Origin of the sequence: Bradyrhizobium sp. 157, assembly GCF_023073815.1 — a bacterium.
In the GTDB taxonomy this organism is placed as follows: Bacteria; Pseudomonadota; Alphaproteobacteria; order Rhizobiales; family Xanthobacteraceae; genus Bradyrhizobium.
Window position 1 is genome coordinate 122,809 of record NZ_JADPKF010000086.1, and the last position, 23,237, is coordinate 146,045.

The window sequence follows — 23,237 nt, forward strand, 5'->3', positions numbered from 1 at the left end:
AACCGGCTTTGCAATAGAAGCCGGTTTTCACAATGAAAGGCCAAGCATCCGGTTCTATTGCAACAACAGAAGCATCTCGTTGCAATAGAAAAATCCCTATAGATCGAGGGCTTTTTGATTTGTTGTATTATTGTAAGTGACCACTATTTCTCTCTGAAAGATCAAAATCCGAAGAGCCATAGTATGCTGCTTACAATTTGCAACAAACCGATTGCCTTGCACTCTCTCAAAGGAATCGAATGACCAACACGTTGATCACGCCCGCACCCGTCGTCCACACACTAGAAGACGGCACGGTCTTTTCTGAAAAATCCCGCCGCTGCATTCGCGGTATTCCCATTGGCAGGTCCGCCTGGTTTTCCCGTGACGGGCCGGCCGGTGAGCCAGAATACGCCAATGATAACCACCGGGGGCGCTGGCCTTTGATGGAAGAATATCGCGCCGGTCGGCTCGGCAAATGCGAATCCGAAAGTAAGGTGCTTTGGTCAACAGCAAAATGGTTCGCGGGTGTCTATCAACTCGCGAACCGCCAAGCGGACGCTTGCGGAAACCAATATTGCACGTCTGGCTTTCCGGGTGAACTCGGCGAAACCGTTGATCCCCGAACCGGTGCCGTCAGCGAACCAGAGGGAATTGAGACCGAACGCGACCCGGTGCAGCGATGGTTTGGTGTGGACCCGAACACTGTTCCGGCATACGGCAGAGAACTCGAAGCGTTGTTTCGGGTAGAGTATCAGTTGCAGGCGAGGAAAACCTGTCAGCACCTGAAATATCGGCTGGATGTCAATTACCGGCATGTCGTCAGGGCCGTGATCGAACAGGCCGAAATGAAGGACATCGCCCAAGCGGAAGGTGCCAGCGGTGCGGCGAAAGGTCGGGCATTCGTGCGGGCAGGGCTGCGAACAGCTTCACTTGTCAGAATCGACTTGGCGCGTTGGGAGGAAAATGAGACCTCGGCCATTGGCCCGCTTTCCAGCAAGGCGGGCGTCTACCCGCCGTCAATGCGCCGCGCCGCTAACGACGACATGCGGCGGTACGTGCGCGATGTAGCTGCCTAGCACCCCTTGGGGGAGGGGTACAGCTTCCAAATGGCATAATACCGGAAGTGAGATTGACGGCTTGCGCTCGCGTGCCGTCTTTTTCATTTCTCATGAGAAAGGTAATTTATGTCTATTCCGAAACTTACCGACGTTTCGCCCGAACTGAAAGACGCATTGGCCAAGTACGAAAATCTTGCCGTTCGCGGGGCCGAACTTCGCGAGGAACATCAGCGCCTTTGGAAGGTCAAACAGGGGGGAGAAACGGTTGAAGAAAAGGAAGCGCGCATTTCAGCGATCATAAACGGCGATGCCCCTCTACCGCAGACTAACATCGATGGTCGCATTGCCGACATCAATACCCAATGGAGGTCTATCGAAGACGCGAAGGAAGTACTTGTGCGTCGGGTTGTCGAACTCAAACGAAAGGCAGGGAGGGAAATCTGTCAAACCTTCCGGCCGAAGCACGATGAAATCATGAAGCGTTTATCAGAGTCCCTGCTCAAAACACATGCTGCATACGTCGAGTTCGAAAGGTTGAAACGTGATTTGCTTACGAATGAATGCGGTCTGTACGGCGTCTTCGACATTGAGCCAGATTTTCTGGAATCGCCGACGGATAGAACATCGTCACTCGCGCAATACTTTCGTGAAGCAAAAGCGGCAGGTTACATCAAGGCAGTTCCGGCGGAGTTTCGCTAATGCTGAGAGAATACGAAACAGCGGCCGGTCCGATGAGCCTGGAATACGGCGGCGGCGGATATATCGCCGCCGTCGATGGTCGAAAGGTCGCGCCATCTTACGTTAAATCCAATGTGAGCGCTGATCGCTACGTGATTCAAGGTTACGCAGTGCGCTGGAATAAGTTGATTCACGTGAATGACAAGGAGTTCGCTTGGGTAGCCCCCTATGCGATCCGTGATCCAATGCGCGGCGTGAAGCGACTTCACTTCGATCACGACGAGAGTCGCACAATCGGCACGACAAGCGACGGGTTGGTATTGATAGCCGACGATTATGGGTTAGCGATGCGCTTCTATCCAAGGGATGACGTTGCGGTTCATCGAGAAGCAGTGACAACCGTTCGCGACAACGGGCGAACCGCTCTATCGGTTGGTATCACCTTTGAAAACAAGCAATTCGAAGATTACAACGGCAAACGTGTTCGTATCGTTCGCGATGCGACGTTAAATGAAATCAGCCTCGTGCCAAACGGTGCTTGTCGGGAGGCGTACTGCGTATTGATCGACAAAAGTGATTGCGGCCCGTTGCTGTCCGATGATGTGAAGTCGAAGCGTGTGCTTGCCGATGGTGGCTACGCAAACTTAATGCGCGCCCTAAGAAAGCTGGATGCGAAACTGAACTAATCGCTGCCGGTCCGCTTCTTTGACGGCAGTGACGCACGCGCAATCGTCCCTTGCGCTGTGCGGCGGCGCGGTCGCACCAGAAATGGTGCGGCCGCGTTGGCTCACAGGGTTCACCTATTAGAATGCTGCCCAAAGCGACATCATTTCCCAATAGGCGACATCTCACTTTCCTAAATAAAGACAACTGACGACATAGTCGGTATAGCCACATCGGTGGCCCCCAACACTATTTCCTTTCGTAACGATTGCTTGTGCCGATCCCTTGCATAGGTTGTCGCGGACCATGTCGAGGTTTGTATAACAACCATAAAAGTTGAAGCCGCCGCCGGGATTATGCTCGCCGATCATGACGCGATGCGGTACCATTTTGATGCCATCGAGCTTCTTGTTTGCTTCCGCGAACTTGCCGTCAAGTTCGCTCTTCTGAGCCTGGAGCGTTGCTAAAGTCCTTTGCAATCCTTCTATCTTTGAGGTCGCATCGGATGCGAGACTGTTGTTGTAAATGCTGTCGGCGGGCAGCGAGATAGTGTAAGACGCAATGTTAGTGGCGATGCCGAGACTGCCGGGATTGTACTTGGTGTTGTCGTTCTTAGGATGAGTTCGGGCGCATGTTATCGCGAAGTTTCCGAGCATTTCAAACTTGGTTGTTTGACTTAAAGCATTCTGGCCTGAGGGCGCGGCCGGTGCGCGACAGATCAGATTTTTGGCTAGTACGCCGTCAATGCGTAGAAATGTGTTCGCATTCTTAAAGTCGAAGTTGACCAGGATTGCATCGGGATCAGCAAACTTGTGGGTAACGAGTACTCCTGTGCGAGCTTCGATCTCTTCAGGCATTGTAGTTAGCTAACGCGGCTGTCACGACCTCGTCCTTAGCAACCGAGCTATGGCTCTTGTCGAAACGCAGCGTGCTGTACATGCGACAAAAATTGTCAGCCTTCTCCTCCGTGGATTTGCCGCTTCCCGTCATATTTATGGGAAGCGCATCGACCACAATCCCCATCGAAGAATCCCAACTTAGATTCTTCTTTCTGCTCGAAGAAGTACAAAGATGATCGTACAGCGTATTCAGGGACGCATAGTCTGCTTCGGAAGAAGTGCGATTGCGAACGTTATTTAGATAGACATCGTCGCATCCCGATCCGAAGCTTGGGTTTGTACCCGCTATTAGCAGCGTTATCGCGACAAACTGTTTAAAGGAAATCATGTTATACCCCTGGTTTGAAACAACCATAGGCAATAACTTTGCGTGCAACCCGTCAAGCGATTGCGATTGATGATGCACAACCTTCCGACTGGGTATCATCCCGGGTGGTGATTCAAGCGCCTAGTCGCTTCCCAATTGGGGTGATAATGGCCGCATGCCTCAAATGGGTGAAGGTCAGAATTTATCCCGCCCCTCATGGCGGGAGCATGCAATCTTTGCAGCTTTGAGGACGTAGATCGGAGCTTCTTACTTCCCGGTCCAAAACAGATTCTGAATCGAACGACGGGCTGACAATGAAGTCAACCCGCCGTCGGCCCGGTTAAGCGCGCGTTGATAGGGAAACGCCTAGCTTTGCGGCCATTACGCTGGTGGCACCGGGAGTTCGCTTCAACGATCTTGCGATTTTGGCGACCCCTGACTTTGCTTTTGCCATCGTCTTCATTGTTCGAACGTCGTCTTTTGTCCACGCGCGGCGAACTACCTTCTTAGCTTTTGCCATTCTTTCTCCGAATTGGATTAGTGCAGAGTCGGCTTTTTGCCGGTCTGTGTTGGCGATCTATGAACAAGCTTCATTGCGAGAATGTGGCCGTAATACTTCGCTCTGCAAAAATCAGATTTGTGATCTAGATTACTGTTATTGGTCGAAAAAGCCGGGCATGTACTCTCATTTCGAGGGACACCCGGCATGGACGACAACTTTTATAGAGGTAGAGCACGCGTTCTCCGCGAGCTAGCGAAGGAAGCAGACCCGTTCATTAAGAAACGGCTGTTGCATCTTGCGAATAATTACGACGATATGACCGCACCGACGACAACGCATGATCAAGCGGAAGGGCGGCCAAAGCTAAGTCGCGACGGCAATTAGCCCGCCAGCTGGCCCTCGCCTACTGAACAATCTCACCGTCTAGGTACGGAAGAACAAGAACCAGACAATGCCCATAGCGATCACCGCGATACTTACGCTGATGATAAGCAGTAATAGAATCGAGGGACCGGGTTCGGCTTGACGCGCTTCCGTGGGTGTTTCGATAATGACGCCGTGCTTTTTCTTCACCATGATTGCACCTAAATTTTCGGTGCGAGGTCGGCGCGGTCAAATACCGGGACAATCTCAACATCCTCTGGCAAGGCACCCGATGGTGTGTCTTCCGCAGCATGGCGCAGCGCTTCCGCGGTTGCATCCAATCCGTCGGTAGTTTCGTTCGCGCCGCTACCGGCGTCGTGCCGACGTGGCGGGACTTGCTGGCCCGCATCGGCTTCTCGGTTCGGTATCTTTGTGGACATAAGATATCCTTTCGTTTGGATACCAAGCTGTCCCGATGGGGATAGTTCCTACCCTGGCTAGGGGGGCGTTTGATCTTTAGCGGTTTAAGGGCTTCGACCGGCGGGTGGTAAAATTCACACATCCGCAAAATGGTCGCTCTAGGCGACGTTAGTTCTTCTTGATTAGATCGATCACTCCGGCGGGCGGCCCCTCATCGTTCGTTTGGGGTGGTATCGGTCGAAACAGAGCATTCAAGACGATTGCTCGCTCTGCGTCTGTGGTCTCTCTCTTTGCGTTCTCTAGTAGACCCATATATGTCAAAGCAAGTGAGCGACGGTGATCTGCATCGTCTGCAAGATTTAGATTCTGAATGAAGACACGGCTTACGTTCTTCAAAAGCCAAGCATAGAAAAGCGCCGGGATCGATACGACAGCAAGTCCTGCGATTGAGAACGTTCCATTCGAGTTGGCCGTTAACTTGCTGACTGCGCCAGATACGCTTTCCCATTGGGCAATTGCAACGATGATAGGCGCGATCACCATGAGCGCAAAAATGCCGAGCCATAGCCGCCAAAGTTTTGCTTTTTGCGCGGTAATCTTTTCCCACGACACCGCTGGCTCTTGAATAGTCAGTTGATTGCGGTAGCGGTCTTCAAGAACACCGAAAAGCTCGGTTTTTTCCTTAACGAATGCGTCAAGTGCATTGCACTCCTCTTTCGTAGCCTGCCAAGCTAGCTTTGATTCCTTCATCACCCGTTCTGTTGCTAAGAGGTCATTGAATGCGAATATCGCTGGGTTCGCAAACGCAATTGAACGGAACAACAGGATGAGTTCACGGCCCGTGGGGTGACTTGTTTCTGTCCAATTCCAGCAATGTATGCAAGCCAACATGCACGCGGCTGCCGGACTGAGTTCCTTCATCTGTTCAACTTGTTTTCCCATGCGGCTCGCGCCTACGAGCACTAGCCTCTGATCGGCCTGATCGATGTACTGCTGTAAGGCGTCAGTTTTTCCTTGCCGCACTTCTTCGATGATACTAGTGAGCTCGCCTTGAGCGCGGTTCGAAAGGTTAACGCTACCGTAACTTTGACTAGCAAGGGTAAGATTGGTCCCGTTGAATCCCAAACGCGAGTAGTACGCGAGTTCTTCGTTCAAAAATCTGAGAATAGTATCGGTCGAGCCAGACACCTGAATTCCTTGGGTTGGTATCGATATCAACCAACTGCCGGGATCATTTTTGCTCTTTGCCATTAGGGTCTCGCTCTTTGAAATATCTCGAGGAAGACGGCCAACGACGCTGGCCTGCCACCTCTAGTGACAATGTAGCCAGAGCAGCCATCGTGGTGATGAGACTGTTGAAAGGTCATCCCTCGTCAGATTGGCTCGCTCGCATCAACTACAACGTCCGCGACCGGCAGCACTTCGGGCAGCACGTACCCCGATGTCGCAATTTTCAGTAACGCACTAATCGGCACCATGTGCTTGTTGTCGCGCGCCGAATAGCGAGCCGCCGCTTTCACAAGCCCAAAATCGCCATAATAGATTTCCGTCCAGTCACCGTTTAGGTCTATCTTGAGGCAAAGGAGCATATCGGCCTCGCCACGAAAGCCAATCTGCGACGCAGCGTAGTTCGTCTTTACCTGCACCTTCTTGCCGTCTGGCCTAACCGCGTCGTAACCATTAGCGCCGCGCGGAGCAGGGTGAAGATTATAGACCTCGACGGCGATGAACTCTCCATAGTCGCCCAGCAAGTTACCAAGCCCGGACCATTTAAAGTTCGGCGCAAGTGATTTGAGCGTGCGCTGCGATGCGAAGAGAGACGCTAAGACTCCCTTCATTGCTTCAATGCGCTGTTCTTTGGTGATCACTGAAACGACGGTCATGCCGCTTGAAGATGGAATGCGCCCCAAAGCATAGGGTGAATTCGGACGCGTGCGTCTTCCGTAAACTGCGCTGCTGGAAGTAGCGCATCGTCCAAGTGCGAGTACATGAATCGGCTGCCGTTTTTCAGCTTCACGCCAATGGCGCCAACGCGGTACAGAATGCCAACGATTGCTTTGACCATTTCTTCCGCCGAACGATTATCCTTCTCGTAGTACGTGCTTGCCAGCTCGTACAGCGGATCATAGTCGATCTTCTTTTCGGAGTAGATTGCAAGAGCAATGTCATCGACTTCCTTCGGTGAACAGAGTTCTTCGAGGGTGACGGTTGCCTTTTGGCGCGTGCCGACGAAATCCAACAGTCGTTTTATGGAAGGAAACGCGCTCTGCCATTCTTGTTCAAGCGCATCCCGGCGTATGCGCGAGAAATTCGATTCGGCACGCCTAATCATTGTGCTTGTGACTTCGTAGCTTCCTTGTGCAACTTCAATACATTCGTTTACGAACGCAATCACGTCTCTTGGCCTCATTAACGTCCTCTCGACAATGTAGTCAAAAGCATCAACGTTGCCGACGTTGAAGGGAAACACATCTTGAAACTCGATCACGCGGTCAGCGTATTGCCCTCTAAATAGCGATTGTATTCGCGAGTTAACCAGTTGTCGCAACAGCGGCTTGGTCCACCTTATATGAACGAAATAGTCATCCAGTTTCTCACGCTGGAATGTTAAGTCTCGCGTTTCTTGGACGACTCGTTCGAGAACGTCGGACCTCAGCGCCACCAGAATTTTTAGATTTGTGATACGACGAAACGATTTTAGCGACTCGATCAGCGCCCGGATAAGCTTGAACCGAAGGGATACATCGACCCAATGCTCATCTAGTTTGTCGATGAGAATATAGAAATGCTTCATATCGTCACCGCCCTCGCTTTCGGAGAGCATTTCGATCACGCCAGCAAGTTCTGCCAACTGGTCTGAACTGATGATTTTCCGTACCCGAGAAACAAATTCGGACTTCTTGTCAGTACTGAGTCTCTTTTCGTACTGACCGCCCGCCTTAAATTTTTCGATTTCTGCACCAAGTTCAGCTTTAACCGCTTTCTCAACTCTTTCCGTTAGCTCTTTGATGTTTTGATCCATCGTGATCCAAAACTTGCCCTCCCAATCTTTCAAATATCTGATGGCGCGCGCTTTTCGATCATCCCTACTAAAGCGCGATCTTAAACGTTCGAATACCGATCGCGAGTTCGTCTCATTCGTCACGGAGAATTTCAAACGGATGAATTCGATGCAAAGAACGTGCTTCCAGAGCGCCTGGAAGAGCAGGTCAAGATCGGCACCTATGGCATGTAAGAAGTTTAGCGCATCAGAGTTAGATACGTAGCTCATAGCCATCTCAGACGGATCTATCTCGACGGAGTACTCGGCCTTCGAATGAATGAATTTCATGATGGCTGTCTTGCCTGATCCGGTGCGGCCGTCGATAACCATCCCTCTCGACGCAACGTTCATGCACAGTTCGACGGGCGGATAATGCACGAAACATTTCAATAGGAATTCATCATCCATTTCGGCTGCGTTGGCTCCAATGGTCATTCCTGGTCTGAGTACGACGGGATTTGTGCGCTTCTGCTTTGCCATTGACTTCTGTTTTGCCATTAACATGTGCCGCCCGATGCGTTTGTCTCGGCAGCATCCGATGCAATGTTCGCGTGTAAGTCAACGATTTGTACACGCTCGGCGGTCGGCTATTCACAGGGTTGGGCAGGTCGCCAAATCCCCGATCGGAGACGGCTTTGGGGCCGGCCCCGCAAATAGCCCAAACCCCGTAGAAATACGGCAGGGGCCGGGCTTGGCTATGCTGACGGGTTCGCCTGTTGACTGGCTTCCTTAGCGTTCCTCGTTCGGGCACGCACCTATGCGGTGTTATCTCCCGCTGCTCAGTCAGCTTGATCATACGGACAGGCGGCTTATAGCGGCGCGTGCCGCAAGACCGACAACGGAAAGATGAGTCAAGTGTGTGTCACGCGACCTGCGAATGGCATTCAATGGCAGACTAGCTCGCGTCTTGCATCGGCAGCATTCAATCTCTAGCCAGCCATCCCGCCGTTCAGGCAGTGGCCTATCGTTGGGGAGGGTTGCGCTGGCCCGCCATAGCCTTCCATCCGATCCGACCACGCTTCCGCTTCTGCCCGGTCCGCCGCGCGGGCAGCCTTCCTGGCCTCTTGACGGGCCGTCTCGGCGCGCATCTTCGCGCCCATGATCCGGCCGCCCCAAATCAGCGGATGATGCGCTGGTGATTGTGCAGCGGGGTGTGGACAAAGAAGACGTAATGCTGTGCTGATCGGCTTTCCAATTTCCGATAGAGGCCAATCCGTAGTATTACCGGCGACTTATTGATTAGAGTTTCGCGGATTTCCAGTTGGATTTCTCACAACCTTCGTGATTGTTTTCCGTCCCACAACTTTACAACAAGAAAAGGGACAACAATGACAAAATGGATTTTGGCAGGATCGCTAGTCCTCATCGCTACGGGCGCTCAAGCTCAATATTTCGGTACTGGTTCGAACCCGAATAGCCACAGCACATCGGGCCACACTCGCAGCAACGGTACCTACGTTCAGCCCTACACGGCGACGAATCCAAATAGCACACAGCGGGACAATTACGGCGCGTCCGGCAACTACAACCCAAACAACGGGCACACCGGTACGCGGTCGCCGCGCTACTAAATCATACGCTCGCTAAAGGAGGACGAAGCCGCCGGGCGGCCTCCCATGCACCCTTGTAGCTGCGCGGGAATCGTGCGGCGTAGCGCAGAAATCTAGACAATCAAGATTATGAAGAAGATTCTGGTTCCGATCTTTGCTGTTGCGTGCGGAGCGCAAGCACCGGCGGCCGATCACCCGCGCAGCGGATTGGTGTCGAATACGAGCGATTCTATGCAATACGAGTGCTCGTTGGTGGATTTCGAGAATGAGATGATTTGCCAGATGGTGAAGGTGTCCATTCGCCGAATGGAAGAACCGAAAGATCCAACGCAAGCGTTAGAGCACACCTTGAAGTACTCGAAAGACCAGAAGCCGAGAGATAACTGCGAATTCTTCTCGCAATTTGCCGACAAGTTCCGAAACTATAAGCCTTTACATTGGAATTCGATGCAGGTCGAACTCAACGAGCAGAGAAAGCAAGACGAGATTCGAAATTGGACTGCTCAGTACAATGATTGCATAAAGCCTAGCGCGGCCACGGCAACCGAGAAGGTTCGGGCGCACCATCACACACGCTTGCGAACGTGCCGAATTAGCAGTCAATATTCCAGCTTGAAGTTTAAGCGCATCGAAAAGGATACGTGGGTAGCCAATGCCGGACCAGCATATTATGACCAATGCGGTTCAGTAGAAATGTCTCGTTTCGAGAAATCAAAGCTTCCGCTGGCTGATGGCTGGAGCTATGTCGTTCGCACTACGGTGGCAAATCCGAATGGGGTAGTTCATACCACTGGGGAAAGTTGCAGAGCTTTCGAGACAGAATACACTTATGAGGCCGCTGGGATCGATCACTATGCAAGATGCGATTACATCAAATTCGAACAGTGGTCGTATCCAGAACTTTCGCCACCTGGCTCGATCTTGAACCATCGGCTAGAAGAAGTGTGGGAGCGGCGCAAATAATCTTTCTCACAGTGGCGGCTTCGCCAGTTTGAAGGTCTTAGCTTCCGCCGAAGCAGCGCAGAAGTGATTGAGAACGACCCAGAAGGCGTCGCTTTCAGGTCGAAAGCGAAGAGATACTAGAGTCGATGCCGAGCATTGCGCCGGGATGTCGAACAGGCCACACATGCGCTATGAGCCGCAGCGCAGGCTATAGATAACGCACGCCGCGCGATGCGCGCGTGCCGCCGCCAGCGCGCTGACTGCATGGGCGGCTTCCTAGCCGCGGGGTGCCTTGGGGCGATCAGGCTGCATGGTGTCGTCATTAAGAATGGCACCATTTTCCAGTTGCACCAGCCGCGATTTCACATCTAGATACCTGCAAATATTTTATTATTGGTGGAGCAATGGCTTTAATTTGTTGCGAAGAATGTCAGCAAACCGTCAGCCACAAAGCCGCAAGCTGTCCGCACTGTGGGGCACCGCAAGGGATCCAACGCGGTGCAGCCCCCGCTACTCCCAGTAGAAACCAAACGCAGACGGGGCTAGGGCGCAAATTTTTGGGGTTTGGTCTGTTGACAATTTTGGTCATCATGTTTCTCAACTCTTTCAATAAGGATTCTACAAAACAGCAAGCGGTCTCAGAAGAAGACCGCATCGCCACTGCAAAAAAAGAAGCAGAAGAAGAAGCACGCTGCAATTCCGACCTTAAATGCTTGGGCAACAAAAAATCAATCGAGGCTTCATTCAAGTGTGCCCCCAACGTAGAGAAGCTTGCGAAGAACAATTTCGAATGGATAGACAAGTGGTACGAGTCGAAATTCAGTCGATTTGGATGGAAGGATAAAAACAATCTGGTCATCACCTATGTTGGTGACAAGATCAAATTCCAGAACGGCTTTGGCGCATGGGTGTTGAGCAGGTATGAATGCGACTACAGCATACCGACGAGCACCGTGATGGATGTTCGGGCGTCGGCGGGGCGGCTCGATTAGACTAAGTGATCTTCTATCCATCTTAGCCGTTGGACAGGGCGGCCTGGTCTTTTGAAGGGTGGTTTGAAAATTCCTCGAAGTCAGTCATGCCAAGAGACGGTTGGGTGCCGCTGCCGGAAGAAGCGGAACGATTTTACGAGGTCTATATCGATGAAAGCAGCCAGACCAAGTTCCGGTATCTGGTGCTGGGCGGTCTGTGCGTCCCCCTAAGTCATTCCAGAGCTTTTGAAGCCGATATAATCGCGCACCGCGATCACACGACACCGCTTCTCAAGCCCGATGGGACCCCCAAGCTGATGAAGTGGGAGAAGGCGAAAGGACATAATCTGGCCGCCTACAAGCGGGTGGTTGATGCGTACTTCACATTCCCGCAGCGTCATAAATTGCCTTTGGCGAAGTCCCTCGATACTCATTGCGTCGCCGTCGATACCTCAAAGAAGACTCTGAAAGCGACCGGCGATGGCGACGTTGAGATTGGCTTCGCGAAAGAGGTCTATTTCCTATGCGTGCCTACCATCGGCAATCGCTTAAAGCGCGGGCTGTTTCACCTCTACCCTGATCGGCGAACGACGAAGCAAGATTTACGACAAGCGCAAGGTATCATGAACGCTGGTGCTCGGAAGTACAGCAATCGAACAGATTGGCCGTACCGCGAATTGAAGTTTCGTGACCCTGAGAACCACCAAGCCTTACAGGTTGTCGATATTCTGATAGGGGCGCTAGCCTACCACCTAAATGGCCATTACGGGCAATCCAATGCCAACCCGGCCAAAAAAGCGCTTTGCGAGCATATCTTGAAATGGGCGAAGATCACCAATCCAGCGATTAATACGCCGTGGTATAGGCCGCGACTGACAATCCTGCACCGTGACGGCACGATTCGTAACAGACGCAAATAAGCTGTCGGTCTGCGGTAGCGAACGAACCTTGTTCACGGCAACGATATGACGGAGACAAACAGGAACAGGCTCGACAAACGCAGGCAAAACCACAATGATCAATGTTAGAGAGTTCGATCTTGTCGTTTACACCGAGAGGGTTGGGCCTTCGAATCTCTCGCTGCTTACCAGCCTATTCAATGACTGAGCTGTATGGTCCCATCTTTACGGCAACGATAACAGCAACGAAACAATGGCCTTCGATCCGAAGTTCACAGAATTAGTATCAGTGCTCGCTGAGGCCAAGGCATCAGCCGATCACCGACGCGCTGAGGAACAGCGATTAGACGAAGAAGGGATTGCAGCGGCAAAGGCCGCTTTCGAGCCAATACAAAATTTTTTGAAGGCGCTCGAAGCCGCCCTAAAGCAACGAGTGGCCTCACACTACCAGGTGACCGAGACAGACTGGATAGTCGGGGCTGGCCGCGACGTTTACATGGTGTGCTATAAGATCGCCTTCCACGAAATCATATTCTATGTAAGCAATGATTTTAGCCGATTAGAATTCGAACGACACGATTTCGCGATAAGCGATGTTGCTTCAATCGAGCAAGCCATCAAAGATTGGGTGATTGCGAAATTGCGGCGCTAGCTACAATTCGTCGAGGCTGCCTTCGCTCGCTTCTTGGAGAACGCCGCCGCGACACTTGATATGGCCCGGTTGTCAGTTCGTCGTTGTCTTCCAAGGTCATTCCGACACAGCCTGTCGTTTTGAACTTGATGGCTCCCTCTGTGGTCCGAAATCATTCGAATTAGTTCGAGAGTGACTTCGACCTGTGGGCGGCAATACGGGACGCCGCCAGTTTTCTAATAATTTAGGGAAACTGTCCGCTCGCCGCGTCTATCAACACCATGGGCGAGGAAGCGTTGGGCAGCTAGTCGCGCCGCATACGAAGCGAACGGCCAAGCCTTCATTGATCAAGGTCGATCCAACATCTACACCGTTGGCTCGAAGCGTGCCGCAGCGGCGTCCGAAGTTGCAAGCATCTGTGCCTTCCGTACCGGGCGCGCACGAACACGCGACTTGCTGAAAGTCGGATCGGCCATTGCTGACAAGCTCGCGAAGCCGTCGTGTGGCGGCTTCGCCCTTTTGACGTTCAACTTCGCATCTGGCCCGGCTTCCCATTTCTGGCGCGTTGAATCCAACCAGACGAACGATTGGTTTGCCATCCCTAGACTGACGGTGTCGCCGTCGATCACGCGGATTGATAGTGTGGCGAGCTTGGCAGGTTCAGGTTTGAATTTCGGCCACGCCTGAACGGCCACAAAACCAGTAAGCACGCAAAGAACAATGAAGCCGGAAAGATAGCGCGAGCCGAGCCACGAAGGTTGGCTGTCAGCGATCAGTTTGAACCGCTTCGGGTTGGCCCATTTCGCATGCCGAAATCTGTAGATGTTGTTGGGCATACGCCAAGATTAGATGCGCAGCGTTAATCCCGCGTATCGGAAAGCTCGGCATTGCGGGGGTATTTGAAGAACATTCCGTGGCTAACGCATCGCGGCAGTTAGCCAAAACGGGCATCTAACCGACTGAAATTCCGAAAAATTTGTTGACGGGTGGCGCTCCCTAGGGGAATCGAACCCCTGTTCCAGCCTTGAGAGGGCTAAGACGACGTAGGTGTTTCGCTCGCGTGCACGTCGAGCTAAGCAGCACTGATCTGGTTCACATACGAGATGCTGCTTTTAATGGTGCAGACGAGATGCACTGGACCTCTGAATTCGCGCAGGGGAGCGACTCGAACCCTCAACATCATTCTTTGTACTCACTGTAACCAGAAATCTTCCCGTAGGCCGAACACTCAGCGATCGCGACGAGCACGATCAGCTCTCCCTCGCGCGTTCGCCCTGCCCTTGCGATCCAAGTTTCCAAGCCGCCCAACGCTGCGGATCTCACATCATTCGAATGAGATCATCAACAATAGCTTTCGATAGATCTTCCTTGATCTCCCGGTGCACACGTCATGCACACGCCGCCTTCTAACCGCTTGGAAAGCTTGAACTCTCGCTCCAATCCATCATGGGCCAATTTGAGCTAGCTTGAGCCTAGCAGCGCCAATCGGAGTAAGCTCAAAGAAGCTGCCGAGGCCAGCCCCTCACCGTGCCGCCCCCGACAGCTTGTCGGGGGTTGAGTCACGGCGCCGAGGGGTCGGCCAAGCTTCGCGCCGGCAAGAATGGGTACCGCCTCGATGCCCAACTACTAACTGCACCAGTTTCGTACCAGAAACGACCTGATCGGAATGCAGCGAACGCGATCGCAATCAAACAGAACCACTATACAATCAACGAGAGCGATCAATATTCTGCCACTCATAGCGGTCAGCTTGCAGCTTCTTGCACCCGATGGAACAAGCCAATTCTCGACCTGTTCGTAAAACGATGGCAGACCATGTCAGCATCATCGCCCACCAAAGGACGATGGTAGAGGTGCAGGATAAGCTCGCTGCCCTGTTCGGAGGAGGTGTCTTTCCGCAAACCCACTGTATAGCGGGTGACGCGTCGTAACGGGGGTCCGCTATTTCCGGGCATCGGTCGGGGTTTTTGACAACGATTACTCTGCCGGTGTCGCGAGCTTTGGCACCGTGGCGCAGGGTGCGCTGCTGAACGGTGAAGTTGTCCTTCACGACGGACTTCCGAGGCCGGCCAGCCCCTGACGCGTGGGCGTCAGATCGCGTCGTCGACGATCAAATGTGGCTTGCCCTGCGAGCAGGATTCGACACGTGCCCTAATGCGAAAGGTTGCGGCAAGGTTTTCCGGCGTCAGGACGCCAGCCGCCGTGCCGAAATCGTGCAACGTTCCATCAGAGAGGATAGCGACCTTGTCGGCGAATTTCAGTGCCAGGTCGAGATGGTGCAGCGCGATCAGCACGAGCATACCGTCGTCATGCGCAAGGCTGCGCACCTGTCGCATCGCTTCCAGCTGGCGGTGCATATCCAGCGCGCTGGTCGGCTCGTCCAAGAGCAGCACCTGCGGTTCGCGCACGAGACATTGGGCAAGCCCAACGAGCTGGCGCTGTCCACCGCTCAGCTCGGTAAGGATTTCATTGGCAAGATCGCTCATATCGAGTGCTGCCAGCGCCTGGTCCACCGCCACCAGATCAGACCTCCCCAGACGCCAGCCGCTGACCTGCTTGCGCGCAAGCAGGATGGATTCGAATACAGTCAGCACTGCGCTTGCCGTTTGGTCCTGAGGCATGTAGGCGACGGCGCGATCTGCATCGCGCATACCTTCCAGCCGGCACTCGCCAGGTCCCGGAAGAATGGCTGCCAGGCGCCGGAACAGCGTCGACTTGCCCGCAGCATTCGGTCCAATGACAGCCACCACCTCGCCGCCATAACAGGGCGGAAGCGTCACATCACGTAGTACCTCGCGTGATCCGAAGCGGGCGCCCAGGCGATGCGTGCTCAACACTACCATATGTCTCTTCCGCTTCTCAGGATCAAATACAGGAAGATCGGCAATCCGATCGCTGAGGTGACGATGCCGATCGGCAGGACGGCGCCGGGCACCGCGATTTTGGCCAGGATCGAGCTCAACGACATGATCAGCGCACCCGTCAGCGCGCTCGCGGGCAGCAGGAAGCGCTGGTCTTCGCCGACCATCATGCGGGCGATGTGCGGGCCAACGAGACCGATAAAACCGATCGTGCCGACAAACGCGACGGGGATCGCCGTCAAAAGGGAGACAAGGATCAGGGTTTCGAGCCGCAGGCGCCGCACGGGAATGCCGAAGCTCGCCGCGCGCGCCTCGCCAAGACGCAAGGCCGTCAACTGCCACCGGCGGCGCAGAAAGACCGGCAAGGTTAGACCCACGACGATCGCGGTGATGGCGAGCTTGGGCCATGTTGCCTTGGTGAGGCTGCCCATGGTCCAGAAGACGATGGCCGCGACCGCCTGCTCGGCGGCGAAATATTGAAGGATGGCGAGGGCCGTATTGAAACTGAAAACCAGTGCTATGCCCAAAAGCACGATCACCTCGATCGAGGCTCCGCGCCGAAGGCTGGCCAAATGGATCAGGAAGGCGGTTGCCATGGCCATGACGAAAGCATTAGCCGCGACGATGTAGTCGCCTACCATGGGAACCAGCGCGACACCGAAGGCGAGCGCGAGGGCCGCGCCGAAGCTTGCGCCGGCGGAAATGCCCAGCGTGAACGGACTCGCCAGCGGATTGTTCAGGATGGTCTGCATCTGGGCGCCGCCGATAGCAAGCGCCACACCGACCACGACGCCCATAAGGGCCGACGGCATGCGGATCGACCAGATAATGACCCGCATCTGCGCATCCGCCTCTGCTGGCAGGACGAGCGTGCGCACAACCTCTCCAAGCCCGTAGCTGGCCGGTCCAGTCGAAAGGTCGCCGACCAATGCGATGCAAACCCCGACCACCAGCACAACGAGAACGATCCACCGCCTGACGCTGAGCGTCTGATAGGCGTCGCGTCCGGCCAAGGTCGGCGCTTCGGTATGGAGATCTGTCATCGCTGGCCGTCGGAAAGGCTGATGCTATAGCCGGGCCGGTAATCTATGGGCAGGAAGCGACGATGGTATTCGGCAAAGGTTGCATTGGGATCCAGATCGGCAAACAGGTCGGGATGGAACCACTTCGCCAGTTGTTGGACGGCAACAAATTCGTATGGGCTATTGTAGAACTGGTGCCAAATGCCGTGAAAATTCCGCGTCTTCTTTGCCGAGATACCGGTATAGGCGTCGCGGATAACGAACCATTCGAGCTTCTTGCGCGTCACCCGGGAATCCGCCCCTGGTCCGAGCGGAATCCAGTGGCCGCCGGGCACATAGGCTTGCCAGTCGGCGCTGGTAACCACCACATGCTCGGGATCGGCGACGATGACCTGTTCGGGGCTTATCTGCCCGAAGGTCGAAGGAATGATACCGCTGCCGATATTACGGCCGCCAGCGAGTTCGACATATTTGCCGAAATTCTCTGCGCCGAAAGACAGGCAGCAATCCTGCGAGTAGCCCCCGATCCGCTCGACGAATACGTTGGGACGTCTCGGTTGTTTGGCGGCAAGGACGTCCGTAACCGCGGCCATGGCCTGGCGGCGGAACGCGATGATCTCCTCCGCACGCGCCTCACGCCCCATGATCCTGCCCAGGAGCCGAATGGTCGGCTCGGTGTTTTCCAGGGGACGGTGGCGAAAATCGATATAAAGAACCGGTATGTTCAGTGCCGCGAGCTTCTCGATGTAGTTGGCGTCCTTGTTGGCCTGCATGGCTTCAAGATTGAGCAGCACCACATCAGGCTTCTGGATGATCGCCGATTCGATGTCGATCAGGCTGTCCTCCTGGCCTTTAAAGGAAGGGAGCTTGGCCAACCCGGGAAACACTTCGAGATACTGCGCGTAAGTGGCCGGGTCGGCCGCGATCAGATCGGTGCGCCAGGCAACCACATGGGCCAGTGGATCTTCGGGTTCCAGCGATGCGATGAGATAGAGCTGCCGGCCTTCACCCAGAAGCATGCGCTTGACGGGCGCGTTTAGCGTCACCTGGCGGCCCGCGATATCAGTGAGCGTAAGCGGCGCTTGTGTCTGTGTCGGTCTGGGTTCGCCGGCAAATGCTGCTGTTGGAAGCAAAGCGATCAGGACAAGAGCCGCCACCGCGGCATGCAGCAGCGATCGGTGTTCCGTCATGGTCGGCTTCCTTTGAGTGGGATGGGGCGTTTGAGCCATATGCCGAGAGCCGTCAAAAATGACAAGGTGTAAAGCGTGGCGACGAGCGGGAACGCGGCTTCGAGACCAAAGAGCTGGGTGACTCCGACGCCGGCAATAATTCCGCTCGCGGAGGCGCCCTGCTGGCAAGCTTGCGCAAGGCCCAGAACCGAACCTTGCCGATCATTAGCCACGGCTACAGAAATGAGCGCGAGAAGGACCGGCGTCGTTCCCCCAAGAAGCATACCCCAGATAAAATACAGGAACGCGAAGACGGCAACGGAGCCCGTGCTGCCCGCCAGATGCGTAACCAAAACGCACGCTGCCGAAATCAGCACGCTCCCGCCCAGCACATAGGATGGCGTTCGATTCTCGAAGAACCGCGCCCATAGCGGCGCGGCCACAACAAAGCCGCACGCCAGCAGTCCGTAAGTGAGGCCGGTGACCCAGTGTCGGGCGCCAAACACCTGGGTCATGTACAGTGAGAAAGGAACCTGCAGGACCATGCGGCTGGCAAGCAGCATCCCCATCAAGACAAGAAGAGCTGCGATCGGAGCACCTGTCGACGCCGCAGGCTTTGCTGTACCCGTCTTTCCGGGATTGGCGGCAACAGCTCCTGGCGTCGGAACAGGCAGGCTCAACCAGGCAACGGCGGCGCATAGCGCACAAATCGCCCCCGCTGTGAGATTTATTGCTGCAAAAGGAAAGGAATCGAGAATGAGCCCGCCCAGGAAAGCGCCGCCCAGCGAGCCCACATTGGTGGCAACTTGAAGCCAGGCGAAGAGGCTTGCGCGATCCTTCCCGCCGGTAATCTGCACGCCATAGGCCTGCGCCGGGGCGATATAGCCGGCGCAGGCGCCCTGCAAGAAACGCAGCGCCACGATCGTCCAGACATCCTGTGCAACAGCAACAAGCAGTTGCGTGACCGCCAGACCGCCGAGCGCCCGAACCATCATCAGCCGATTGCCGTAGCGATCGCCCATTCGCCCCCAAAAGGCGCTGGTCAAGGACATGCCAATCATCGGGCCAACGTAGACGCCAACGCCTGCGAGTCCAAAGACGCCGTCGGAAGGGCTCAACACCTTGATTTGGATTGGCCAGAATGGACCACTCATTTCCATGGCGCCCATGGAAATGAATTGCAGCCCGAACAACAAAATAAAAACAGGTCCGAAGCCGCGAAGCGCGGCAGAAGCATTTGTCATTCCGCTTCCGCCAGTGGATTTGGAAGTTCGTGCTCAACCCGATAGTCGTGATAACGCTCCAGATGCATCCGCAGCACCGAGCGGCTCGGCCAGGGTTTCTCAAGAAAGGCCTTGCGTTCTTCCAGCCAGAACGCGTCTGACAACATGCGCGGCCTGAGCGCGTCGAAAGCTGCCTCGGCCTCTTCGCGCAGGATGCGCCAAAGCCTTGTGCCCGACATTGTATATTGTTCGTCGAGGCACAGCGCGACCTCGTGAAGGTGGCAGACGAAGCAGGCATCGATGACGAATGAGCGCACGAGGCTGATATCGTCGTCAAATGTGGTGGGTAAGATCCCCGTCCGAGTGAAGGGCTTGAGGTGATGCCCTCGTTCCTTAAACAGGGGTGCAAAACTGCGGCCGTCGCCGAAATCACGGATCAGCAGTTTTCGCGGGCGGCCGGTTTCATCGAACAGGATCGTGCTGTTTTGCTGATGCGCCTCAAAGGCGATTCCGTAAAGCAGATACATGGCGAGCGTTGGGCCGATGACGGTCCCCACATAGGCACGGAAGAACTCAGATACGGCTGCTTCGCTTTCATCGCCGCTTCTCGCAATCAATTCGCAAATGAGCGGGCGGTCGTCGACCGGGCTTGCCGTCAAGAGTGCCGCGACGGTGACCGGCAACAGTCCATCATTTCGCGCCAGTGCGTCGGAGTTGCGGTAGACAACCGAAAGAAAGCGGCCCGGATGCTCGTCGCCCGTTACGGGGTGGTGCAGGATTGCGCCCAACTCTTCGGTGAAGATCTCCAACCTGTTATGAAGATCCTTCTCTTTTGACAAAATATCGGAAATCAGGGTGCTGAGACGCGGCCCCATGTGAATGGACTTGGCCTGCAAAGTGCGCTGTTCGCTGGTCATCCAAATCGCTACCGGCAGTTTGATAAAGGGCCGCGGATCCTGTGTGTCCGGCAGCATTGTGCGGAACGACATTGACGGCAGTGTCACGACCTCCGGGCCATCCGGGTCAAAAACTCCGGAAGCTATCTCGGACGCGAATTCACGGCGCAGGAAGTTGTCAAGGTGCCAGATATGGACGGGTAGAGGCAGCCAGTCCTCGGGAGACTTCCCACGTTTATTCAATCCTTCGGTCCAGTCGCGCCAGAGCTCAGGGAAGTTCTGTGCGAACCATTCCGAATAGCTGCCGACGTGCGGCATCTTCTCCACATAGGACCACTCTTTGCGCAGCGCTGCTATCCCGACGCGCACGCGGGCACCGAACTCCGGCGATAAAGCAGTGACGTCCTCGGGCGACAGGTCGGATTTAGCCTTCCATGTCGGATAGAAGGGGTGACCTTCCAGCGCGCCCCACTGATCAAGAGTCATGGCCGCCAGATGCGGCGGCAGGCTCTTTTCCAGATATGCGAGGAATCCCTTTGCGCCTGCTTCGGCTACCTTCCCACGCAGCTCGGCGCTCCAGTGCTCCCGGTGACGGCGTGCCAGGACGTCGTTGCGCATGCTGTCCTCGACGTCGCGTATTAGAAGCTGGACGCCGTCCGATGCAGGCGAGACCGCCAAGGCGGGCGCGACCTGCCTGATGAAGTCTGAGGGATGATCGATCCGGCGCCGAGCGCCGGTCTCGTCCAGTACTTCGATAGAACCACGATTTTGCAATGTTCCGGCAGGCGCACGGCGCAGGTCGGTGAAATGCAGGACCCTGCGTGACTGCCAAAGGGGGAGCCACGCCTGGTTGCCGTCACGCGTCCACAATAACGCATCCGGTTCAAGGAGACATTCGGCGAACAGGCAGCGGACCAACCGGTTGAGCGCATTGCGCGATGCGCCCGACCAAAGCTGCGCGGCATGCGCCTGAGCTTCGGCATCTGCGGAGGAAGACATCGTCTCGTCCATTACGCTTCCTCCGGCCAGTTGGCGGGCAAACAGGCCGGCGCGCCTTCGGTGAACCCGCCGTGGTATTTGAGAGCCCAGTTGTAGGTTTTCGTGATAGCGGGAGTTGCCACTTCGAGCCGTGCGGCCAATTCCACGAGCAGCGCCTGCCCGAAGGCTATGTCTTCGTGGAAAGCGCGGCTTGCACGATCGATGACAAGGCCGGGCCCGTCCGGATTGGGGACAAGTGGGGCGCGAATGCCCGCGTAAGCGCGGTTGGTTCGCAACAGCGTGTACATGGTCCGGTTGTCCTCGATCTGGCTGCCATAAGCCTCGATCAATTCCTGTCGGAGCGGCTTCACCGAACTCAGATCAATGCCCAGGCGTGACTCGACCGCATGGCGGATTGCCTGGTTTTCCGCATCGCAGGCCTCCAGCAATTCGGCACCCGCGCGCGGGCAATCGCTCCACCAGCAAAGGGGGCCGTCAAAGGGCTTGTTTTCCCAGGGTGCGCCAGGGCCGATCAAGGCGTAGAGCACGGCGGGATGCATCACTGCGTTGCCCGGAGTCAGCGTGATTTCCAGATAATCCTGCAGCAGGGTGACGGGAGCTTCATAAAGGCGACTCAGCATCGCATGGAGCTCGGTGCGGCTCGCTGCGGTCTCGCGGCGATGAAGCGCCGCGAAGAGCTGAGCCTTGGCGCCCCCCATGCGCACCCGCTCGCCCGGGACTAGGTCAAAGGCCGTATGGGGCACGTCCTTCATGCCCCAGATCACCACATTGTCTGTGCCCGAAAGGGCTTTGGCTGCGAGCCAGTTGAAGCCGCAAAAGCCAGGAATCGCGCCGACATAGATGCGCCTGTCCCGGGGCAGATGCCGTGCGAAGTCGTGTAGAAGCGCGGGCCGCGCGTGGGCCGGCTGCGTCACGATCACCATGTCCGTGTTTGTGAGTGCCTCGCTCGGATCGGTACCGACATAGTCGGGCCGCCCGCTCAAGACGTGGCCGTCCGGCGTTTGGGCCCGCCAAACACCGTCTCCGCTCGTCCACCGATCGGCGACGGCGGCCGCTCCCATCAGCACGGAAACAGAGATACCTGGACGCTGCTTGAAGAGCACGGCATTCAAATGCCCAGTGCGTCCTGCCCCGCAGATCGTCACCTTCATGCTGCGCGCGCCCTTCCGGGTAGCCAGGCGTCGAGCTGTTCGGCGATTGTCGGATCCAGCAAATCGCGCTTGGCCATCCATTCATCGTCGAAGATCGAACCGAGATATTTCTCGCCACCGTCGGCAACGGGCGTGACCACCGTGCCGGACAGCTTGCCGGCCGCAATGAATTCCAGCGCCTTGTAGATGGTGCCCCCGGTCGAGCCCCCTACCAGAATCCCGTGGCGCCTCGCGACAAAACGTGCGGTTTCGAAGGCCTGGGTATCGGTGACCTGTACCCCTTCATCGATGCATCCATAGTCGAGCACCTTGCCGATTTCATCGCCGGCGGGCGTTCCCGTGCCCGACTGGTAGTAGGGATGGCCGGGTTTGCCGAAGACGATCGAGCCTGCCGGTTCCACGGCGATCGTCCGGACAGCAGGATTAACCCGCTTCAGACGCTGGGCGATACCGGTCATTGACCCGCCAGTGCCGACACAACCGACATAGGCGTCGACGCCGTCTGGAAGCTGTGCCAGGAGCTCCTCGACGAAACCGGCATAGCCTTCCGGGTTTGCCGGATTGTCTGACTGGTTCATGAACAGCGCATCAGGAAGCTGGGCACCGAGTTGGGCGGCCAGCCGTTGGCGCTCCACCACCGCCACCTCATCCTCCCGATAATCGCCTTCGACATAACGAATTTCCGCGCCCAGCGCGCGCATCATGCGGATCTTGTCCGGCGCGGCGTGATGATCGACAACGGCAATGAAGCGTAGGCCCAATTCCAATGCGACCAGCGCCAGTCCGATCCCCGTGTTTCCGGACGACGATTCGACGATCGTGCCGCCCGGCGGGAGCCGCCCATCCTCAAGCGCAGCAAGCACCATGCTGCGCGCCATGCGGTCCTTCATGGAGCCACCCGGATTGTTCTTTTCAAGCTTCAACACCAGCGTGGCATCGCTGTTGGGTACGGCAATCGGCATCACCGGCGTTTGGCCAATCAACTGGCTTACGGTCGTGCAGAGCATT

General features: G+C 55.6%; 22 protein-coding genes, 1 tRNA gene and 1 pseudogene. 7 read left to right on the forward strand and 17 right to left on the reverse strand.

Going from position 1 to position 23,237, the window contains the following annotated elements; genetic code table 11:
* The first annotated feature begins 239 nt into the window (after positions 1–239).
* The 3 genes from IVA95_RS23690 to IVA95_RS23700 all read left to right on the forward strand — a co-directional run bounded on the left by IVA95_RS23690 (position 240) and on the right by IVA95_RS23700 (position 2,404).
* Complete coding sequence (locus tag IVA95_RS23690; protein ID WP_247512670.1) at positions 240–1,058, forward strand: hypothetical protein; 819 nt, start codon at positions 240–242, stop codon at positions 1,056–1,058.
* Positions 1,059–1,166: 108 nt separating this feature from the next.
* Entirely contained in the window at positions 1,167–1,739 is a 573-nt protein-coding gene (locus tag IVA95_RS23695) for a hypothetical protein (RefSeq protein ID WP_247512671.1), read from the forward strand.
* Positions 1,739–2,404 carry an HK97 family phage prohead protease gene (locus tag IVA95_RS23700; RefSeq protein ID WP_247512672.1) on the forward strand — a complete coding sequence of 222 codons (666 nt, stop codon included), beginning with the start codon at positions 1,739–1,741 and terminating at the stop codon, positions 2,402–2,404. Before IVA95_RS23695 ends, IVA95_RS23700 begins: the two co-directional genes overlap by 1 nt.
* Before the next feature lie 162 nt (positions 2,405–2,566).
* On the opposite strand, the gene IVA95_RS23705 is transcribed toward IVA95_RS23700, so the two are convergent.
* The 8 genes and pseudogenes from IVA95_RS23705 to IVA95_RS23745 all read right to left on the reverse strand — a co-directional run.
* Positions 2,567–3,238 carry a hypothetical protein gene (locus tag IVA95_RS23705; RefSeq protein ID WP_247512673.1) on the reverse strand — a complete coding sequence of 224 codons (672 nt, stop codon included), beginning with the start codon at positions 3,236–3,238 and terminating at the stop codon, positions 2,567–2,569.
* Complete coding sequence (locus IVA95_RS23710; protein WP_247512674.1) at positions 3,231–3,608, reverse strand: hypothetical protein; 378 nt, start codon at positions 3,606–3,608, stop codon at positions 3,231–3,233. The genes IVA95_RS23705 and IVA95_RS23710 overlap by 8 nt, the downstream gene beginning before the upstream one ends.
* Positions 3,609–4,512: 904 nt before the next feature.
* Positions 4,513–4,665: a hypothetical protein gene (locus IVA95_RS23720; RefSeq protein ID WP_247512676.1), complete on the reverse strand. Its 153-nt coding sequence runs from the start codon at positions 4,663–4,665 to the stop codon at positions 4,513–4,515.
* Positions 4,666–4,673: 8 nt separating this feature from the next.
* A complete protein-coding gene (locus tag IVA95_RS23725; RefSeq protein WP_247512677.1) occupies positions 4,674–4,892 on the reverse strand; it encodes a hypothetical protein in 219 nt (72 codons plus the stop codon).
* Positions 4,893–5,040: 148 nt separating this feature from the next.
* Positions 5,041–6,123, reverse strand: a complete 1,083-nt coding sequence (locus IVA95_RS23730; protein ID WP_247512678.1) for a DUF6161 domain-containing protein — start codon at positions 6,121–6,123, stop codon at positions 5,041–5,043.
* A 122-nt stretch (positions 6,124–6,245) separates the two neighbouring features.
* Positions 6,246–6,755 carry a hypothetical protein gene (locus IVA95_RS23735; RefSeq protein ID WP_247512679.1) on the reverse strand — a complete coding sequence of 170 codons (510 nt, stop codon included), beginning with the start codon at positions 6,753–6,755 and terminating at the stop codon, positions 6,246–6,248.
* Positions 6,752–8,413, reverse strand: a complete 1,662-nt coding sequence (locus IVA95_RS23740) for a hypothetical protein (RefSeq protein ID WP_247512737.1) — start codon at positions 8,411–8,413, stop codon at positions 6,752–6,754. The genes IVA95_RS23735 and IVA95_RS23740 overlap by 4 nt, the downstream gene beginning before the upstream one ends.
* Before the next feature lie 250 nt (positions 8,414–8,663).
* A pseudogene (locus tag IVA95_RS23745) lies at positions 8,664–9,015 on the reverse strand (hypothetical protein); the annotation flags it as partial.
* A gap of 579 nt (positions 9,016–9,594) precedes the next feature.
* Between IVA95_RS23745 and IVA95_RS23750 the strand changes: the two are divergent.
* From IVA95_RS23750 to IVA95_RS23765, 4 genes are all read left to right on the forward strand, one after another.
* Positions 9,595–10,428, forward strand: coding sequence for a hypothetical protein (locus IVA95_RS23750; protein WP_247512680.1), 834 nt, complete (start codon positions 9,595–9,597; stop codon positions 10,426–10,428).
* 383 nt (positions 10,429–10,811) lie between these two features.
* Positions 10,812–11,399, forward strand: coding sequence for a hypothetical protein (locus IVA95_RS23755; RefSeq protein WP_247512681.1), 588 nt, complete (start codon positions 10,812–10,814; stop codon positions 11,397–11,399).
* A 104-nt stretch (positions 11,400–11,503) separates the two neighbouring features.
* Positions 11,504–12,298, forward strand: coding sequence for a DUF3800 domain-containing protein (locus tag IVA95_RS23760; protein WP_247512682.1), 795 nt, complete (start codon positions 11,504–11,506; stop codon positions 12,296–12,298).
* A gap of 232 nt (positions 12,299–12,530) precedes the next feature.
* Entirely contained in the window at positions 12,531–12,929 is a 399-nt protein-coding gene (locus tag IVA95_RS23765; protein ID WP_247512683.1) for a hypothetical protein, read from the forward strand.
* Between the two features lie 344 nt (positions 12,930–13,273).
* Here IVA95_RS23765 and IVA95_RS23770 read toward each other — a convergent pair whose 3' ends face one another.
* From IVA95_RS23770 to IVA95_RS23810, 9 genes are all read right to left on the reverse strand, one after another.
* Positions 13,274–13,744 (reverse strand): hypothetical protein, encoded by a 471-nt coding sequence (locus tag IVA95_RS23770; protein ID WP_247512684.1) that lies wholly within the window; start codon positions 13,742–13,744, stop codon positions 13,274–13,276.
* 151 nt (positions 13,745–13,895) lie between these two features.
* Positions 13,896–13,997, reverse strand: a tRNA-Glu gene (locus IVA95_RS23775).
* Positions 13,998–14,998: 1,001 nt separating this feature from the next.
* Positions 14,999–15,751 (reverse strand): ABC transporter ATP-binding protein, encoded by a 753-nt coding sequence (locus IVA95_RS23780; RefSeq protein WP_247512685.1) that lies wholly within the window; start codon positions 15,749–15,751, stop codon positions 14,999–15,001.
* Positions 15,745–16,812, reverse strand: a complete 1,068-nt coding sequence (locus IVA95_RS23785; protein WP_247512686.1) for an iron ABC transporter permease — start codon at positions 16,810–16,812, stop codon at positions 15,745–15,747. Before IVA95_RS23785 ends, IVA95_RS23780 begins: the two co-directional genes overlap by 7 nt.
* Positions 16,809–17,981, reverse strand: a complete 1,173-nt coding sequence (locus IVA95_RS23790) for an ABC transporter substrate-binding protein (RefSeq protein ID WP_247512687.1) — start codon at positions 17,979–17,981, stop codon at positions 16,809–16,811. Before IVA95_RS23790 ends, IVA95_RS23785 begins: the two co-directional genes overlap by 4 nt.
* On the reverse strand, positions 17,978–19,204 hold the full coding sequence (locus IVA95_RS23795) for an MFS transporter (protein ID WP_247512688.1): 1,227 nt from the start codon (positions 19,202–19,204) through the stop codon (positions 17,978–17,980). Before IVA95_RS23795 ends, IVA95_RS23790 begins: the two co-directional genes overlap by 4 nt.
* Complete coding sequence (locus IVA95_RS23800) at positions 19,201–21,090, reverse strand: IucA/IucC family protein (RefSeq protein WP_247512689.1); 1,890 nt, start codon at positions 21,088–21,090, stop codon at positions 19,201–19,203. The genes IVA95_RS23795 and IVA95_RS23800 overlap by 4 nt, the downstream gene beginning before the upstream one ends.
* Positions 21,090–22,229 (reverse strand): NAD/NADP octopine/nopaline dehydrogenase family protein, encoded by a 1,140-nt coding sequence (locus IVA95_RS23805; RefSeq protein ID WP_247512690.1) that lies wholly within the window; start codon positions 22,227–22,229, stop codon positions 21,090–21,092. Before IVA95_RS23805 ends, IVA95_RS23800 begins: the two co-directional genes overlap by 1 nt.
* Complete coding sequence (locus tag IVA95_RS23810) at positions 22,226–23,236, reverse strand: cysteine synthase family protein (RefSeq protein WP_247512691.1); 1,011 nt, start codon at positions 23,234–23,236, stop codon at positions 22,226–22,228. Before IVA95_RS23810 ends, IVA95_RS23805 begins: the two co-directional genes overlap by 4 nt.
* Position 23,237: the final 1 nt, after the last annotated feature.